The organism is Sandarakinorhabdus sp., assembly GCF_987265915.1.
Window position 1 is genome coordinate 2,827,919 of the sequence record NZ_OZ503948.1, and the last position, 16,801, is coordinate 2,844,719.

13 protein-coding genes are annotated in these 16,801 nt (G+C 65.1%); 7 read left to right on the plus strand and 6 right to left on the minus strand.

The genetic code is table 11. The annotated features are described in order from the left end of the window. Window positions 1-87 precede the first annotated feature (87 nt). Window positions 88-663: a polyhydroxyalkanoate synthesis repressor PhaR gene (phaR, locus tag AC6UUM_RS13480; protein WP_500802780.1), complete on the minus strand. Its 576-nt coding sequence runs from the start codon at window positions 661-663 to the stop codon at window positions 88-90. Window positions 664-1,077: 414 nt separating this feature from the next. Between phaR and AC6UUM_RS13485 the strand changes: the two genes are divergently transcribed. The 4 genes from AC6UUM_RS13485 to AC6UUM_RS13500 all read left to right on the plus strand — a co-directional run bounded on the left by AC6UUM_RS13485 (window position 1,078) and on the right by AC6UUM_RS13500 (window position 4,444). Beyond that, window positions 1,078-2,085 carry an alpha/beta hydrolase gene (locus AC6UUM_RS13485; RefSeq protein ID WP_500802781.1) on the plus strand — a complete coding sequence of 336 codons (1,008 nt, stop codon included), beginning with the start codon at window positions 1,078-1,080 and terminating at the stop codon, window positions 2,083-2,085. Window positions 2,086-2,159: 74 nt separating this feature from the next. Beyond that, a complete protein-coding gene (locus AC6UUM_RS13490) occupies window positions 2,160-3,335 on the plus strand; it encodes an acetyl-CoA C-acetyltransferase (RefSeq protein ID WP_500802782.1) in 1,176 nt (391 codons plus the stop codon). A gap of 173 nt (window positions 3,336-3,508) precedes the next feature. Continuing rightward, window positions 3,509-4,039, plus strand: a complete 531-nt coding sequence (locus AC6UUM_RS13495; protein WP_500802783.1) for a class I SAM-dependent methyltransferase — start codon at window positions 3,509-3,511, stop codon at window positions 4,037-4,039. 3 nt (window positions 4,040-4,042) lie between these two features. Further along, complete coding sequence (locus tag AC6UUM_RS13500; RefSeq protein ID WP_500802784.1) at window positions 4,043-4,444, plus strand: PaaI family thioesterase; 402 nt, start codon at window positions 4,043-4,045, stop codon at window positions 4,442-4,444. A 93-nt stretch (window positions 4,445-4,537) separates the two neighbouring features. Here AC6UUM_RS13500 and AC6UUM_RS13505 read toward each other — a convergent pair whose 3' ends face one another. Further along, window positions 4,538-5,956, minus strand: coding sequence for a DEAD/DEAH box helicase (locus AC6UUM_RS13505; protein WP_500802785.1), 1,419 nt, complete (start codon window positions 5,954-5,956; stop codon window positions 4,538-4,540). A 256-nt stretch (window positions 5,957-6,212) separates the two neighbouring features. Here AC6UUM_RS13505 and AC6UUM_RS13510 point away from each other — a divergent pair, with 256 nt between their 5' ends. Beyond that, entirely contained in the window at window positions 6,213-7,463 is a 1,251-nt protein-coding gene (locus AC6UUM_RS13510) for a DmpA family aminopeptidase (RefSeq protein ID WP_500802786.1), read from the plus strand. 4 nt (window positions 7,464-7,467) lie between these two features. Here the strand turns inward: AC6UUM_RS13510 and cysN are convergent, their stop codons facing one another. The 3 genes from cysN to AC6UUM_RS13525 form a co-directional block, all read right to left on the minus strand. Next, complete coding sequence (cysN, locus tag AC6UUM_RS13515) at window positions 7,468-9,315, minus strand: sulfate adenylyltransferase subunit CysN (RefSeq protein ID WP_500802787.1); 1,848 nt, start codon at window positions 9,313-9,315, stop codon at window positions 7,468-7,470. Continuing rightward, window positions 9,315-10,247: a sulfate adenylyltransferase subunit CysD gene (gene cysD / locus AC6UUM_RS13520; protein WP_500802788.1), complete on the minus strand. Its 933-nt coding sequence runs from the start codon at window positions 10,245-10,247 to the stop codon at window positions 9,315-9,317. Before cysD ends, cysN begins: the two co-directional genes overlap by 1 nt. Window positions 10,248-10,411: 164 nt before the next feature. Continuing rightward, entirely contained in the window at window positions 10,412-13,111 is a 2,700-nt protein-coding gene (locus tag AC6UUM_RS13525) for a TonB-dependent receptor (protein ID WP_500802789.1), read from the minus strand. A 353-nt stretch (window positions 13,112-13,464) separates the two neighbouring features. Here AC6UUM_RS13525 and AC6UUM_RS13530 point away from each other — a divergent pair, with 353 nt between their 5' ends. Next, window positions 13,465-15,522: a tetratricopeptide repeat-containing sulfotransferase family protein gene (locus AC6UUM_RS13530; protein WP_500802790.1), complete on the plus strand. Its 2,058-nt coding sequence runs from the start codon at window positions 13,465-13,467 to the stop codon at window positions 15,520-15,522. Here AC6UUM_RS13530 and AC6UUM_RS13535 read toward each other — a convergent pair. Further along, on the minus strand, window positions 15,515-15,946 hold the full coding sequence (locus AC6UUM_RS13535) for a c-type cytochrome (protein ID WP_500804980.1): 432 nt from the start codon (window positions 15,944-15,946) through the stop codon (window positions 15,515-15,517). The genes AC6UUM_RS13530 and AC6UUM_RS13535 overlap by 8 nt on opposite strands. 157 nt (window positions 15,947-16,103) lie before the next feature. Here AC6UUM_RS13535 and AC6UUM_RS13540 point away from each other — a divergent pair, with 157 nt between their 5' ends. Next, entirely contained in the window at window positions 16,104-16,796 is a 693-nt protein-coding gene (locus AC6UUM_RS13540; RefSeq protein WP_500802791.1) for a TetR/AcrR family transcriptional regulator, read from the plus strand. Window positions 16,797-16,801: the final 5 nt, after the last annotated feature.

Sequence of the window (16,801 nt, forward strand, 5' to 3'; positions counted from 1 at the left end):
CATATAATTGTAGAGGGCGGGCGGCAAGTGTCCATTTCGGTTGACGGTCAGATTGTCTGGCAAACTGGCCAGAAGCAGATGATCAGATCAGCGCTGCAACCCGTCGATGCGCGCCTGCAAGGCGGCCAGCTGATCACGCAACTGGTCAACCTCGTCCGTGGCCGCAGGCTTGGGTGCCGAATCGGTTGTCTTGGACTCGCGCAGCCGGGCACCGGTCATCAATTCGGTGGCGGCGTGAAACATCGCCAGATTCTGCCGCGCCAGTTGTTCGAACGGCTTCATCGCGGCATCGCGAAACTTGGCCTGGTTCTCGGCAAAGGCTGACATCGACGCTTCCAGATAATGCGGCACCATCGACTGCATCGAATCGCCATACAGCGCGATGATCTGGCGCAGGAAGGAAATCGGCAGCATGGTCTGGCCGCCGGCCTCGCCTTCCATGACGATCTGGGTAAGCACGGCGCGGGTGATATCCTCGCCGGTACGTGCATCGAACACCTGGAAATCCCGGCCCTCGCGGGTCATCACCGCCAGATGGTCGAGCGTGATGTAGCTGGAAGTTTCGGTGTTGTAGAGGCGCCGGTTGGCGTATTTCTTGATGATCACCGGCGACTGGCCGGTCGAACCGGACTTGGCGTCTGGGGAATTGGGGGCACTGGCCATGGACGCTCTCGATAAGGATATTGGCCCAAGCGGTAGCATGATCGCATGTTGCGGTGCAATGCCGCGCCGCAGCGCCGCGCGCGCGCAGCGCGCAGCGCTACGCGCCGACAGGCGCAAGGCCGGCCGGGCTGGCTGGCGGCGCTCTTGCCGCCAGAACAGCTTCGACGGCGTGGCTCCGCCACGCACTTTCTTCCTTGCTTCCTTTCTCTGTGCCAAACCAAGCGGACTCGGCGGCTCCGCCGCCGGCCGCGCCCGCAACGCACGAACCCCACAGCCCGCTCCCGACACCCCTCCGTCGCCCTGCGGGCGCCACCTCCCCTCGGAGGGGAGGATCAATCAGTTACTCCCCTCAAAGGGGAGGTGGCGAGCGAAGCGAGACGGAGGGGTGTCGCCCGTGGGCTTCGAGACACCTTCATGAGCAAAATCCGCCCCCGCGGCCCGCACCCGCTTCCGTTGTTCCTCGCCACCATCAGCCACGTCTGCGGGTCAGACCGTGCGCGAGTCGCCAAGGTCCTCGCTGGCCTCACCCGTTATCAGACCGCCCGCCGGCCGCCACCGCGACCGATCCTGCCCGAAATCGCCCGCGTCGATGGCGTGACGCTGCGCGCGCGCGCCGCCGCAGGCACGCCGCTGCTGGTGGTGCCCTCGCTGATCAACCCGCCCGATGTGCTTGATCTGGCACCGGGGCAGAGCCTGCTCGGCCATCTGGTGGACGCCGGATTCCAGCCGTTGCTGGTGGATTGGGGCGATGTGCCGGATTCGTTGGGCCTGGCCGCCCTGGTCGAACAGCGGCTGGTGCCGCTCATCGCCGCGCTGGGGCAACCACTGCCGGCCGTGGGCTATTGCCTGGGCGGCACATTGGCGCTGGCGGCGGCGCGTGCCGGCGGTATCACCCGGCTGGCGCTGCTGGCCACACCCTGGCGCTTCGCCGCTTATGGTCCCGATTCTGGCAGTACGGGTCGCCAGACACTGGGCCACTGGTGGGCGGGTGCGCAGCCGATTGCGCAATCGCTGGGGCTGGTGCCGATGGACCTGTTGCAACCGGCGTTCTGGGCGCTCGACCCCGAAGCGTTGGCAAACAAGTTCGCAGAGCTCGCCGACGCCGACGAGCCGACCGTGGCGGCGTTCGCGCGACTGGAGGATTGGGCCAACGGCGGCGCGCCGCTCAGCCTGGCCGCCGCCGCCGATCTGGCCGCGCTGTTCGATGCCGGTGCAACCGGGATCGGCGGCGATGCCGTGCCCGACATAAAGATCCTTGATGTCGTGGCGCTCGCGGACCGAATTGTGCCGGCGGCGGCGGCGGTCACCAGCCCCGGCGCTGCCGCGCGGTTGGAAATTGCCAGCGGCCATGTCGGCATGGTGGTCGGCCGCAGCGCCCCGGCCCGGCTGCATGCGCCGCTGGCGACGTTTCTGGCTGGCTGAATCGGCTGGCCCGGTTCATTGCGTCCGCCTAGTCTGCGCGCAAACGACTCGCATATCCAAGGGAACACACGCCAATGACCAACATCGTCATCACCGCCGCCCGCCGCACCGCTGTGGGCAGTTTCCTCGGCAGTTTTGCCGGCACGCCAGCGCATCTGCTTGGCAAGGCGGCGATCGAGGCGGCGTTGTTGGACGCCGGCGTGGCACCCGAAGAGGTGGATGAAGTGATTCTGGGCCAGGTGTTGACCGCAGCACAGGGCCAGAATCCCGCGCGGCAGGCCGCCATGGCCGCCGGGATCAACCGCGAAGCGCCGGCTTACGGGGTCAACCAGGTGTGCGGATCGGGCCTGCGCGCCGTCGCCATGGCCGCACAGGCCATCGCCAATGGCGATGCCGGCATCGTGGTGGCCGGCGGCCAGGAATCGATGAGCCTTTCCACCCATGCCCACGCCATGCGCGGCGGCACCAAGATGGGGCATGTCGAATTCATCGACACGATGATCAAGGATGGGCTGTGGGATGCCTTCAACGGCTATCACATGGGCATCACGGCGGAAAATGTCGCAGAAATGTATCAGATCAGCCGCAGCGCCCAGGATGAATTTGCCGTCGCCAGCCAGAACAAGGCCAGCGCCGCCCGCGCCGCCGGGCGTTTCGCCGCCGAAATCGCGCCGGTGACCATCAAGGGCCGCAAGGGCGACACCATCGTCGATACCGACGAGTATATCCGCGACGGTGTCACGCTGGACAGCGTGTCGGGCCTGAAAGGCGCCTTCAAGAAGGACGGTTCGGTCACCGCCGCCAACGCCAGCGGCCTGAATGACGGCGCCGCCGTGCTAGTGCTGATGAGCGAAGCCGAAGCCGCCCGCCGCGGTGCCGCCGTGCTCGGCCGCATCGCCGGCTTTGCCAGCGTTGGTGTCGATCCGGCGGTGATGGGCATCGGCCCGGTGCCGGCCAGCCGCAAGGCGCTGGCCAAGGCCGGCTGGTCTGTCGCCGATCTCGATCTGGTGGAAGCCAACGAAGCCTTTGCCGCGCAGGCGCTGGCCGTGGGCCAGGAACTCGGCCTCGATCCCGCCACGCTGAACGTGAACGGCGGCGCGATTGCCATCGGCCACCCGATCGGCGCATCCGGCGCGCGCGTGCTGGTGACGTTGCTGCACGAAATGGGCCGTCGCGATGCCAAGAAGGGCCTGGCGACGTTGTGCATCGGTGGCGGCATGGGGATTGCGCTGGCGGTGGAGCGCGGCTGAGGCGGGAAGGCCCACCCCCGACCCCTCCCGCAGCGGGAGGGGAGCCGTTTGTTCTGGCAGGGCAATCGTGCAGCAATGACCACGCTGCTCCCCTCCCGCTTGCGGAAGGGGCTGGGGGTGGGTGGGAACACCCCCCTTCCCGCCCCCGGCAATCCGCGCCATAACCTTGCCCCATGATCCGCGACGCCACGCCCATCGAGCGCCTGTTTGCCGGCCACCGGCCGGAACATCCCAATGGCCGCCTGCTCGTGCTCGGCCGGCCGCCGGAAAAGGTGGCGCTCAATCTGGAAGGCTGGGAACGTGTCGCCTGCGTGGCGGCCAGCGATGAGGAGTTGCGCCCCGGCACCGTGCGCGCCGATCCGCATCACCTGCCCTTCCACGAGGCCTTGTTCGACAAGGCGTTGCTTTCGGCGGAACTGGTGCAGCCGCGGTTGATGCTGCGCGAATTGTGGCGCGTGCTGGCACCGGCTGGCCTTGCCGTGCTGGTGGTGCGGGCGCGACGGCCGTGGCACATCAAGGATATCGGCTGGCTGCGCGATCCGCTGCAATTGCGGCTGGATGAAGCCATGTTTGAAGTGATGGACTGGCGCATCGAAACCTTGCCCGATCGCCACCATGTCGTGCTGGTATCGAAACGCGACTGGCAGAAACCCGTGCTGGTCGGCGCCGCCGATCCGGCACTGGAACCACGCCTGGTGAATTGAACGATGGATGCAAACGCCCTGGCCGCCGTGGTGGAGATGGTGCCGTTTTCGGCGCATCTCGGCTTTGAGATCAAGGTGATGGCCAGGGATCAGGTGGTGGTCCACGCCGTCATCCAGCCCGAACATTGCACCAGCGGCGGCACCGCCCACGGTGGTTTCCTGATGGCGCTGGCGGATTTCACCGGAGCGGTTGGCGCGTTCCAGGTGCTGCCGGAAGGCGCCAAGGGCACCACCACCATCGAATCGAAAACCAACATGATGGCGGCGATTCCAGCCGGCACCACTTTGGTCGCCACCGCCACGCCGCTGCATGTTGGGCGCCGGACGAGCGTGTGGGTGACGCGCGTGGAAAGCGCAGAGGGCAGGCTGGCCAGCGTGACGACGCAGACGCAGATGGTGTTGTAGGCCCCCCTTTCCCCTCAAGGGAAAAGGAAGAGCCCAACGAAAAACCCCGCCGGCACCTTCATGCCGGCGGGGTTTCCCCTTCAATCAAAAGCCTCAGCGGCCGGCGGGGGAGCGCCGCTGGCCCTGATTGCCCTGGCGGCGCTGTTGGCCATCGCGGGCCTGCGCCGGGCGCGGACCTTCGTTGCGGCCACCGGGGCGGCCATCGGGCCGCACCGCCACGCGCGGATCGCGGGCCGGGCGGGCGCCATAGCTGGTTTCGGTCCGGCCACCATTGCGACCGCCATTGTTGCCACCGGGGCGACGGCCGAAATCACCACGCTCTTCGCGCACCGGTTCCGGCGGTGCCAGCTTGATGTTCTTGGCAGCGAGGCCAACCAGGTCGCGGAAGTCGCCGGGCAACGGCTGCACCGCCAGCGGCTTTCTGATGGTGCGCTCGATATCCTTCAGCAGGCCACGCTCATCGGGTGCGCACAGCGCCACGGCCTGGCCATTGCGACCAGCACGCGCGGTGCGGCCGATGCGGTGCACATATTGTTCGGGCACGTTGGGCAGCTCGTAATTGAACACATGGCTGACCTCCGGGATGTCGAGGCCACGCGCCGCGATGTCGGTGGCGACCAGCACGGTCAGTTCACCGGAGCGGAACGCGCTCAGCGCCTTGGTGCGCTGCGCCTGGCTGCGGTTGCCGTGGATGGCTTCGGCAGCGATCTTGTTGGCCGCCAGCTGGCGCACGATGCGATCGGCGCCATGCTTGGTGCGGCTGAACACGATGCTGCGCTCGACATCATCCTGCTTCAGCAGATGTGCCAGCAGCGCCAGCTTCTCGGGCTGGGAGACGTGCACCACCGATTGCACCACCTTGTCCACCGTGGTCGCCTGCGGCTGCACGGCCACCTTGACCGGGTTCTTCAGATAGCGCTGCGACAGTTCCTCAATCGCCGGCGGCAGCGTGGCGGAGAACAGCATCGTCTGGCGCGTTTTCGGCAGCAGGCCGGTGATGCGCTTGAGATCATGGACAAAGCCCAGATCGAGCATCTGATCGCATTCGTCGAGCACCAGCATCTCGACCTGGCCGAGATCGAGCGCGCCCTTCATCACCAGATCGAGCAGACGGCCCGGCGTGGCCACCAGCACATCGACGCCCGGAAACAGCGCGCGCTCCTGCCGGCCGATCGGCACACCGCCGAACACCACAGAAACGGAAAGCTTCATGTACTTGCCATAGGCCTGGAAACTGGCGGCAATCTGGCTGGCCAGTTCGCGCGTCGGCGCCAGCACCAGGCAGCGGGTGGAGATTTTCAGGCGATGCTTGGGATTGGCGGCGAGGCGATGCAGGATCGGCAGCGCGAAGGCCGCGGTCTTGCCGGTGCCGGTTTGGGCGAGGCCCAGCACATCGTTGCCAGCCAGCGCCGGCGGAATGGCGGCGGCCTGGATGGGGCTCGGTTCGGTGTAACCCTTTTCGGCGAGCGCGCGGGAAATCGGCTCGGCAAGGGCGAGATCAGAAAAATTCATGTGGGATTCCAACATATCAAGGCCCGGCCAGCCGGAGTCGGGATTGACTCTGGGCCCACCGGGAAGGGGGGTTGACCAGCAACCCGCGTGATATGGGAAGCAAGCGTCTGCGGGGGGCCTGGAGCCATTTGCTCCGATCACGCGCCCGTCGAGAAATGCGCCTATGCTGCATTGCGGGGGGAAAGTCAAATATCGGCGGGTCTGGCGTTCCGGGTCTGCTCTGATAGCATTCCGCCCTGATGTTGGGGGATGCAGGATGAAGACGATCGGATGGGCAGTGGTCGCCGCGCTGGGGCTGGCGGTATCGGCGCAGGCGGCCGAGCCGCGCGCGCGTGATCTGGGCGTGCCGTTCGATGGCACCCCCGGCGCGCTGAATGCCATCACCGATGTTCCGGGCGTCGAGGTCGGGTTCAAGACGCTTATTTCTGGCGAAGGCGCGCGGGCGCCGGGGAAAGGCCCGGTGCGCAGCGGCGTGACGGCGATTTTCCCGCGTGGGAAGGCCGATGGGCGCGGCGTGTTTGCCGGTTTCTTTGCCGGCAATGGCAATGGTGACATGACCGGCACGCATTGGGTGGAGGAAGGCGGCGTGCTGGAAACGCCGATCCTGATCACCGGCACCGGCAGTGTGGGCGTGGTGCGCGATGCGGCGTTCAAATGGCTGGCCGATCATCGCAGCGGCGGTTTCTGGTATCCGGTGGTGGCCGAAACCGCCGATTTCCTGCTGCACGACATGCCGGGCCAGCATGTGACCGCGCAAGACGCGATGGACGCGATGGAGGCCGCCAAGCCCGGCCCGGTGGCGGAAGGCAATGTCGGCGGCGGCACCGGCATGGTGTGCAATGGCTTCAAGGGCGGCACCGGTACGGCATCGCGCAAGCTGGCCGCGCGTGACGGTGGCTACACGGTGGGCGTGCTGGTGCAGTGCAACTATGGCTCGGCCAATGGCCTGCGCGTTGCCGGCATCAACGTAGCGCGCGAGATGGATCTGCAGCCGCGCTGCGTGACCAAGCTGCTTTCACCGCCGCAGGTCTTCTTTGGCCAAGCGCCCACCCTGTGCGACCCGAAAAAGCTGGCCATCGCCGATCCAGCAACGGAGGAGCATCGCGGATCGATCATCATCGTCATCGCCACCGATGCACCGCTGACGCCGGAGCAGCTGAAGCGGCTGGCGCGGCGCGGCACCGCGGGCCTGGGCCGGCTGGGATCGATCCTCGCCGATGGGTCGGGCGATATCTTCATCGCCTTTTCCACCGCCAATCCGGGCGTGGACGATGGCAATTGGCACGAAGCCGCCGACAAGCCGGCCACCATGGCGCGCCTGCCCAACGCCGCGATCAACCCGTTGTTCGAAGCGACGATCCAGGGCGTCGAGGAGGCGGTGATCAACGCGATGATTGCCGCCAGGACGATGACCGGCGTCGATTACTGGACGGTTTCAGCGCTGCCGCACAAACAGTTGCAGGATGTGCTGCGCCGCCACAATCTGCTGGTGGAGGCCAAGAAATAGGCGATCACCCCGCCTGCCGCGCCAGCAGATAGGCCACGATCCGCTCCGCTGCCGCCTCCGGCGTCTCGCGCATCGTATCGATGCGGATTTCGGGCGCAGCCGGCGCTTCATAGGGGCTGTCGATGCCGGTGAAGTTGGCGATCAGCCCGGCGCGCGCCTTGGCATAGAGGCCCTTCACGTCGCGGCGTTCGGCCTCAGCCAAGGGCGTGTCGATATGCACTTCGATGAATTCGCCGGCCGGCAGCATGGCGCGCACGGTGTCGCGATCGGCCATGAACGGGCTGATCAGCGCGGTGATCACCACCAGGCCGGCGTCGGTCATCAGCTTCGCCACTTCACCGACGCGGCGGATATTCTCGATGCGATCCGCCTCGGTAAAGCCCAGATCGCGGTTCAGGCCGTGGCGCAGATTGTCGCCATCGAGCAGGAAACTGTGCTGGCCCAGCGCCAGCAGGCGTTTTTCCACCAGATTGGCGATGGTCGATTTGCCGGAGCCGGACAATCCGGTGAACCACAGCACGGCGGCGCGCTGCTGTTTCTGCGCGGCGCGCGCCTCGCGCGTCACCTCCAGCGCCTGCCAGTGGATATTCTGCGCCCGGCGCAGGCCGAAGTTCAGCATGCCGGCCGCCACCGTGTGGTTGCTCAGCTTGTCGATCAGCACGAAGCCGCCCAGCGTGCGATTGTCCTGATACGGTTCGAACACCAGCGGCCGATCGGTGGCAATTTCCGCGACGCCGATGGCATTGAGGTCCAGCGTGCGCGCCGCCAGATGATCGAGCGATTCCACATTCAGCACATATTTGGGTTGCTGCACCGTCGCCGACACCATCTGCGTCGCCAGTTTCAGCCAGTAACCACGCCCGACCTTCATTGGCGCTTCGTCCAGCCAGACGATGGTGGCTTCGAACTGGTTTGCAGCTTGCGGCGGCGCATCGGCGGCGGCAATCACGTCGCCGCGCGAGCAATCGATGTCATCGGCGAAACACAGCGTCACCGACTGGCCGGCGACCGCCGCATCCAGATCGCCATCCATCGTCACGATGCGCGCCACGCGGGCCGTGCGCCCCGATGGCAACAGCCGCACCGCAGCGCCGGCCCGCACCGTGCCCGCCGCGACCGTGCCGGCATAGCCGCGGAAATCCGGATTGGGCCGGTTCACCCACTGCACCGGCATCCGGAACGGCCCGGCGGCGGCCGTGCTGCCGGCATCGGCGGTTTCCAGCAGCGCCAGCAGCGTCGGGCCGTCATACCAGGCCATGTTGGCCGATGGCGCGCAGACATTGTCGCCCTTCAGCCCCGACAGCGGCACCGCGCCGATCAGCGCCACGCCGATGCGCGCCGCAAACGCCGTGAAATCCGCAACGATGGCATCGAACACGGCCTCGCTGTGTCCGACCAGATCCATCTTGTTCACCGCCAGCACCATGGCGCGCACGCCAACCAGATTGCACAGCACGGCATGGCGCCGCGTTTGCGCGGTCAGCCCGCCGCGTGCGTCCACAATCAGCACGGCGAGATCGGCGCTCGACGCACCGGTGATCATGTTGCGCGTATATTGCTCATGCCCCGGGCAATCGGCGACGATGAAGCTGCGCGCCGCGGTGTGGAAAAACCGATAGGCAACATCGATGGTGATGCCCTGCTCGCGCTCGGCGGCCAGGCCATCGACGAGCAGCGCCAGATCGAGATCCGCGCCTTGCGTGCCCAGCCGGCGTGAGTCCGCGGCGAGCGCGACCAACTGGTCATCGGGGATCATGCCGGTATCGTGCAACAAGCGCCCGATGAGGGTGGATTTGCCATCATCGACACTGCCGCAGGTGATGAAGCGCAACAGCGCGCGTGCCCCGGTCATCAGAAATAACCCGCCTGCTTCTTCTGCTCCATGCTCGCCGCCGCGCCGACATCGATCATGCGGCCATGGCGTTCGGACATGGTGGAGGCCTGCATTTCGGCGATCACCGCCGGCAGATCGGCGGCGGTGCTTTCGACGGCTCCGGTGAGCGGCCAGCAGCCCAGGGTGCGGAAGCGCACATTGCGCAACGTGGGCACCTCGCCTGGCGCCAGCGCCATGCGTTCATCATCGATCACGATGATCTGGCCGCCGCGTTCCACGGTGGGGCGTGGTGCGGCGAGATAGAGCGGCACGATATCAATCGCTTCCTGGGCGATATAGGCCCAGATATCGGCTTCCGTCCAATTGGACAGCGGAAACACCCGAATGCTTTCGCCGGGGCTCAATCGCAGATTATACAGGTCCCACAATTCCGGCCGCTGGTTCTTCGGGTCCCAGTGGTGGGAGGTGGAGCGGAACGACATGATGCGTTCCTTGGCCCTGCTCTTCTCCTCGTCGCGGCGGCCACCGCCAAAGGCTGCATCAAAGCCATGCGCCGTCAGCGCAGCCTTGAGCGGCCCGGTCAGTAGGGTTTCGGCATAGACATCTGCGCCGGCCGTGAACGGCGTCACCCGCGCGCGGTCCGCTTCCGCAGCTTCGGCCACGATCAAATCGAGGCCGTACCGCGCCACCATCTTGTCGCGGTGGGCGAGCAGATCGGCAAAATCCCAGCCAGACGCGATGTGCAGGAACGGGAACGGCGGCGGCGCCGGGTAAAAAGCCTTCAGCGCCAGGTGCAGCATCACCGCGCTGTCCTTGCCCACCGAATAGAGAAACACCGGCCGCTGCGCTTCGGCCACCACTTCGCGCATGATGTGGATGGCCTGTGCTTCCAACGTCTGCAGATGGCTGAGGCGGGCAGCGGGCAGCGGCGTGGCGGGACCGGAATTCATAGGCTCTGTTAAGGTCGGGCGCGGCGGCTGCAAAGCAACAAAAGCGGCACCATCAGCAAGCCCAGCTATGCGACTGACGCGGCGCGGGAAAACAGGTGGGGGCAAAAAAGAGCGGGCGGCGGCATCGCTGCCACCGCCCGCTGCTGTTCAGGCCCGTTGCCGGATCAGAAGCGATAGCCGGCCCGCATCCCGAAGAATTGCGGACGGATGGTGAAGGTGCGCGACGAATCCGAGCAGATCGAGATCGAGCAGAAGGTGTTGCGGCTCACCTCGCCGCGCTTGTCGAAGGCGTTCTGCAGGAACACATCGAAAGTCCAATTATTGCGCTTCACCCCGGCAGCGAAATCGAACGAGACAAAGCCAGCCGAGTTGCCCAGCAGCTTGTTGAGCTCCACGTTCAGATCCTGGGTGGCGCTGGTCTGGTACAGCGCGGCGCCCTGCACATAGGCCCCATATTCGCCGATATCAGTGTCATAGCGGATCGAGGTGGTGCCCTTGAACTTGGGCTGGTTCGGCAGGCGGGTGCCATCCTGGGCGGCCACCGACGGTGTGGGCGGCTGGCCCGGCAGGAACGTGCCCGGCGCGCAGGTCGCAACCTGCGCGATGGTCAGATTGGCGGAATTGGCGGCAAAGTTGCAGAAGTTGCCGGCCAGCTTGCCATCATTGTAGGCGCCGTTGGTGGACAGGGTGAACTTGCCGAGCCGCAGATCGGCATCATATTCCACACCGCGCACTTCAGCCTTGCCGGCGTTGCCGGTGATGCCAGCGCCTTGGGCCCCGGCGACGACCACCGAATATTGCAGATCGTTCCACTTTTCGAAGTAGAAGGCGACGTTCAGGCGGAGCATGTTGTTCCACTCCGTCTTGAAGCCCAATTCGAAGTTGGTCAGATCTTCGGAGCGGAACGGCGCGACTTCATAAACCAGACCGCCGGTGCGCAGCGGCCGGTTGCCGCCGCCAGGGCGGAAGCCAGTCGAATAGTTGAAATACACCATCTTGTCGGAGGCGAACTGCCAGTCGAGCGCGATCTTGTGGGTCTGGCCCTGTTCCTTGTAACGGATCGCCTGATCGGCGGCGCGGAAATTGGTGTTCAGGCAGTTCAGCCGCGCATCGTTGGGGATCGGCGTCGGGCAACCGCGCTGGCCGGTCGGCACGAACGTCGTCGTCACCGTGCTGCGCGCCGAAGAGGCCACACCGGCAAAGCCGATCACCTGCAAATCCGTCCAGAAATAGCGGATGCCACCGGTGATCTTCAGATTGGGCGTGATGTTGTAATGGCCTTCGGCAAAGATCGCCGCATCGCGCACCCGCCGGTTCTGTTCGGTGATGTAGAAGGCATCGCGCTTCACCGCCGGCGTTCCCACGAGCATCGTTCCGCCCTGTGTGGTGGGAACGCCGAACCCGGCCAGGGTGGTGATGTTGCCTTCGCAGTTCGGGCTGCCATCACTGTTGAAGGTTCTGCTGTACGAGCAGGAGGCCGTGCGACCAGCTGCCCGGTCAAGCCCGACGGTGCTGTAGTCGTCGTTGATCTCGTTTTTCTGGATCTGGTAGAATCCACCCACGGTCACATCGAAGGGCCAGCTGGACGGTGTCTTCAGGCGCAATTCCTGCGTGAAGATGCGATCGTTGCGGTTGCCGCGATAAAACTGCGTCGGGTTGATCAACGTGGTGCAGCGCAGGGACGCGCCGGTGCCGGTGCACCCGGCCGGATCAAAGAATTGCAGATAGTTTTCATAACCTCCGCCGAAGCCATCGTAAGCCGTGGTGTAGTAGGTGTAATCGTTCAGCAGCTTGATGTTGCGCCGGAAATAACCAGTGGCCGACACCAGATCAAAATCGCCGATATGGCCATTGACCGTCATCTGCGCCTGGTACCATTTGTCATCGTTGCGGGTCGGCCCGTAATCATGCACCTCGAGATCGCCAACGTCAGGATCGAAGCCGAAATAGCCGCGGGAAATCTGGCGCTGCGCGGTGATCTGCGGGTTGAACTTCCAGCCTTCGGCCGGTTCCCACATCAGCGACAAGCGGCCGCCGAACTCATCGATCGTGTTGTAATCATCCTTGGCAATCGCCGAATTGTTCAGCGTGAAGCTGGTCAGTGGGTTGTTGTCACCCAGATTGAGCCGGGCCGGCGAACCATCGGCGAACTTGCCATTGTTGGGCGTGTTGTCCACATAGCCGCCTTCCTGGCGGACATAGGCCATGGCGCGCACTGCCAGCGTTTCGGTGATCGGCACGTTCAGGAAGCCTTCGACCTGCCCGCCGAAATCGCCCTTGCCGAACTTGTTGCCTTCGACATTGATGCCGCCTTCGAACTTGTCGGTGGTCGGCTTGTTGGTGATGAAGCGGATGGTGCCCGCCAAGGAGCCGGCGCCGAACAGCGTGCCCTGCGGGCCCGACAGCGCCTCGACGCGGGCGACATCGTAAACATGGATGTCAGGCACGCCGTTGACGTTGATGGCGATGTCATCGAGATAATAGCCAGTCGCCGGATAGGCGCCGCCGGCCGGCACGATGCCGCGGAAATAGACGGCGGTGCGGCCGGGGCCAAGGCCGACGAACGACACCGACGGCAACAGCACGGCGAAATCGGTAAGGCCCTTCACTTGGCGCTGGGCCAGCGCGTCGGCGGTGAGCGCCTGGATGGAGATCGGCACCTTCTGGATGCTCTGGGCACTGCGGGTGGCGGTGACGATGATTTCTTCGAGGCCTTCATTGTCGGCGCCCTGCGCTGTTGCCTGATCAGCGGCCTGATCCTGGGCCGCCACGGCCGAAAAGGCCGGCGACGCCATCCCGGTCAAAACCGTGGTCACGCTCAACATCCGCAGGAAATTCGATTTGCGGCCCACTATCGTCATCATCGCCCTGGTCCCCCAATATCAAAACAGCACAGTCTTCCGATCACGGCGAAACGCCGTGATATGGCAATCCGTCAGTTCTTCACCCCTGAACCCCTGTCGAGGCACCGTTTCCCGGCATCTCCCGACCAAATTCACGTCCTGCAGCACGACTAGGCTGCTGCACCCTTGGTGGCGGCCGGCCTTTTGCAGCCCGCTTTCACCATCATGATCACCAGCCAGATGGCCCCTTGCCTCGTGTTACAAACATGCGTCAGCCACGTGGCAAGTCAATGCTCAATTTGCCACTATACGCCAGTTGACATAGACCCTGTTTGCGCATGCCATCCGGCCCATTCCCATACTCGGAAACCTCGATGACTCCAGCCAACCCGGCCAAACAGCAAGATAATATCGCCGGGCCTCAGGCGGCACTGGCGCATGCGACGCAGATGCTGACCGCCGATCCAGCCGGGGCACTGGCAATGGTTGACGCTATTCTGGCCGATGTGCCCTTCCTGCCACAGGCCGAACTGTTGCGCGGCCAGGCCTTGCGCCAGCTCGGCCGCCTTGCCGACGCGGTGGCCGCACTCGAGGCGTTGGCAACGCGCCACCCGCAGGTGCCTGCGGTCAGCTGGGAATTGGCGCAGGCGGCCAGCGCGGCCGGTGCCCACGACCTGGCGATTGCCGCGCTCACCCGCCTGACCGGGCAGTTGCCGGCGGTGCCAGGCGGCTGGTTCCTTCTGGCATCCGAATTGCGCGCGGTCGGCCGCGATACCGAAGCCTGGCGTGCTGATCTGACTGGTGTGAGTGCGGCGACCAACGATCCCGAACTGATCGAGGCCGCTGTGGCGATGAACGACGGTCGTCTCGAAGCCGCCGCCGTGCTGATCGACGCACGGCTGGCGCACGCGCCAAATGATCCGCCGGCCATCCGCCTGCGCGGGGAAATCTGCTGGCGCGGCGGCGACATGATCGGCGCGATTCCCCATGTTGAACAGGCCGTTGCGCTGGCACCGGGGTTCGATATGGCGCGCGAGTTCCTGATCCGCCTGCTGATGCAAAGCAATCGCCTCACCGACGCGCTGGTGCAAGCCGAAGCGCTGCAGGGCTCGCCGGTGCAGGCACCCGGCCATCGGCTCATTCTGGCGTCGGTGCTGGTGCGGCTGGGCGATCATGCCCGCGCCCGTGCGCTCTACGAGGGGCTGCTGGATGGTGCGCCGGCCCAGCCGCTGGTGTGGCAGAATCTTGGCCATGTGCTGAAAACCCTGGGTGTGCAGGCCGATGCCGTGCACGCCTATCGCCAAGCCGTCACCCACCAGCCAACATTGGGCGAGGCCTGGTGGAGCCTGGCCAATCTGAAGACGGTGAAGTTGCAAGGTGCCGACATTGCCACCATGAACAAGGCGCTGGCCAGCCTGAACGGCCAGGACGAAGCGCGCGCCGAGGACATGTTCCACCTGCATTTCTCGTTGGGCAAGGCATACGAAGATGCCGGCGATGCGGCCGCCGCCTTCCGCCATTACCGCGAAGGCAATGCCCGCCGCCGGACGCTGATCCAGCACGACGCCGATGATTTTTCAGCCGAGATCAGTGCGGCCATCACAGGCTTTTCGCCGGCGTTTTTTGTGCACGCCGCTGAAGGTGGTTGCCCGGCGCAAGATCCGATCTTCATCGTCGGACTGCCGCGCTCCGGATCGACACTGGTTGAACAGATCCTTGCCAGCCACAGCCACATCGAAGGCACCATGGAGTTGCCGGACATGATGATGATCGGCAGCCGGCTGCAAAGCCGCATCGATGCCGGTGAGTTCGCCGATTTCGGCGCAATGCTCGCCAGCCTGTCTCCGGCCGATCGCACGCGGCTGGGCGAGGAATATCTCGACCGCACCCGCATCCAACGCAAGACCGACCGGCCGCTGTTCATCGACAAGATGCCAAACAATTGGCAACATGTCGGACTGATCAAGCTGATCCTGCCGAACGCCACCATCATCGATGCACGCCGCCATCCGATGGGCTGTTGCTTCTCGGCTTGGAAACAGCATTTCGCCCGCGGGCAGAGCTTCTCTTATGATCTGATCGATGTCGGCCGCTATTACCGCGATTATGTGCGCTTCATGGCGCATATCGATGCGGTGCTGCCGGGCGCGGTCCATCGCGTGATCTATGAACAGATGGTTGCCGATACCGAAGTTCAAGTAACGAAGCTGCTCGGCGCTGTCGGCGTGGATTTCGAACCGGCTTGCCTGACCTTCTGGCAGACCGACCGCGCCGTGCGCACGGCCAGCAGCGAACAGGTGCGGCAGCCGATCTTCACCGATGGTGTCGATCACTGGAAACGCTTCGCCGACTGGCTGGGGCCGCTGGCCGATACGCTCGGCGATGTGAGCAGCGCCTATCCGGCGGTGCCGCAGAGCCTGCGCGCTATTTGACGACGCCGTCGGCCACCATTTGCAGGCGCAGCTCCTTGTTGCTGGACATGTTGGCGCCGCCTTCGGCACGGGCCGCGGCGATTTCGGTGGCCTTGAACGGCTTGGCCGGCTTGGCCGGTTTGCCCAAGGTGATGACATGGCTGAGGATCTCGGCAATTTCCGCGTCCGACATCGACGCCATGCCCGGCATCACGCCATTCAATTTGACGCCATCAATCTCGATCGGCCCGGCCATGCCGCCCAGCACCACCCGCGCCATGTAACGGCGCCCGGCCGCCGTTTGCGCGATTGCTGCTGTCCGCCCCGAAAGCTTGGGAAATTGCCCGGCCAGGCCGTCGCCCGTCGCCTGGTGGCACATGCCACAGCGGGCCACGAAAGCCGCCTTGGGATCAGCCGCAGCCGCCGGGGCCGCCACCACGGCCATCAACGCCAACAACAGAATTTTTGCAGACGCCACAGTCAATCCTCGCTTGCCTCGGCCGCCATGCTGCGGCGCAAAATCGGGGGAATACTGGACAGTCATCAAGCTTTGGTCAAGCGCTGCACTGGACGGCCTACGTCACCCGGCGTAGATTCGCGCCATGAACGACAAAAGTGGCGACGCCGTCCTCCAGACCGCTCCCATCCGCCCGACGAGCCGTCCGCCGATCCGCCCGGGTGTCTATACGCGCGGCGCCGAAACCGTCGAACTGATCCTCGATGCCGCGCTGGCCGTGCTGATCGACGAAGGTGCCAGCGCCTTCACCTTCCGCCGCATCGCCGCGCGCTGCGGCATGAAGGTCGGCAATGTCTCCTATCACTTCGCCCGCAAGGAGCTGCTGATCCAGTTGCTGCTCGATGATCTGCTCGATTATTATGAACAATTGCTCGACAACACCGCGCGGCAGCCCGGCTTCGGCCCGGAAGACCAGTTGCGCATCACCATCGAGATCGTGCTGGACGACATCGGCACCAAGCGCACCACCCATGTCTTCACCGAATTATGGGCGCTGGCCAATCACGACAGCTTCGTCGCCGATCGCGTTGCGGCCTTCTATGCCCGCGCCCACCGCAACCTGGGTGCTGCGATCGCGCCGCTCAATCCGGCGCTGTCAGCGCAAGAGGTCGATCTCGTCGCCCGTTTCATCAGCGCCAGCCTGGAGGGCACCACCATCTTCGCCGGCCATGGCAAGCCCTGGGCCCACCAGATGCCGCAATTGAAGGCACTGGCCGTCACGTCGCTGGTGCATCTGGCCAAGACGGTCACTCCGGCCGAGATCCAGTGCTTCGCATGAGCAGG

What these genes read in the sequence shown, in the direction of transcription:
- phaR (WP_500802780.1), bottom strand. Translation starts at nt 663, where the DNA reads ATGGCCAGTGCCCCCAATTCCCCAGACGCCAAGTCCGGTTCGACCGGC.
- AC6UUM_RS13485 (WP_500802781.1), top strand. Translation starts at nt 1,078, where the DNA reads ATGAGCAAAATCCGCCCCCGCGGCCCGCACCCGCTTCCGTTGTTCCTC.
- AC6UUM_RS13490 (WP_500802782.1), top strand. Translation starts at nt 2,160, where the DNA reads ATGACCAACATCGTCATCACCGCCGCCCGCCGCACCGCTGTGGGCAGT.
- AC6UUM_RS13495 (WP_500802783.1), top strand. Translation starts at nt 3,509, where the DNA reads ATGATCCGCGACGCCACGCCCATCGAGCGCCTGTTTGCCGGCCACCGG.
- AC6UUM_RS13500 (WP_500802784.1), top strand. Translation starts at nt 4,043, where the DNA reads ATGGATGCAAACGCCCTGGCCGCCGTGGTGGAGATGGTGCCGTTTTCG.
- AC6UUM_RS13505 (WP_500802785.1), bottom strand. Translation starts at nt 5,956, where the DNA reads ATGAATTTTTCTGATCTCGCCCTTGCCGAGCCGATTTCCCGCGCGCTC.
- AC6UUM_RS13510 (WP_500802786.1), top strand. Translation starts at nt 6,213, where the DNA reads ATGAAGACGATCGGATGGGCAGTGGTCGCCGCGCTGGGGCTGGCGGTA.
- cysN (WP_500802787.1), bottom strand. Translation starts at nt 9,315, where the DNA reads ATGACCGGGGCACGCGCGCTGTTGCGCTTCATCACCTGCGGCAGTGTC.
- cysD (WP_500802788.1), bottom strand. Translation starts at nt 10,247, where the DNA reads ATGAATTCCGGTCCCGCCACGCCGCTGCCCGCTGCCCGCCTCAGCCAT.
- AC6UUM_RS13525 (WP_500802789.1), bottom strand. Translation starts at nt 13,111, where the DNA reads ATGATGACGATAGTGGGCCGCAAATCGAATTTCCTGCGGATGTTGAGC.
- AC6UUM_RS13530 (WP_500802790.1), top strand. Translation starts at nt 13,465, where the DNA reads ATGACTCCAGCCAACCCGGCCAAACAGCAAGATAATATCGCCGGGCCT.
- AC6UUM_RS13535 (WP_500804980.1), bottom strand. Translation starts at nt 15,946, where the DNA reads ATGGCCGTGGTGGCGGCCCCGGCGGCTGCGGCTGATCCCAAGGCGGCT.
- AC6UUM_RS13540 (WP_500802791.1), top strand. Translation starts at nt 16,104, where the DNA reads ATGAACGACAAAAGTGGCGACGCCGTCCTCCAGACCGCTCCCATCCGC.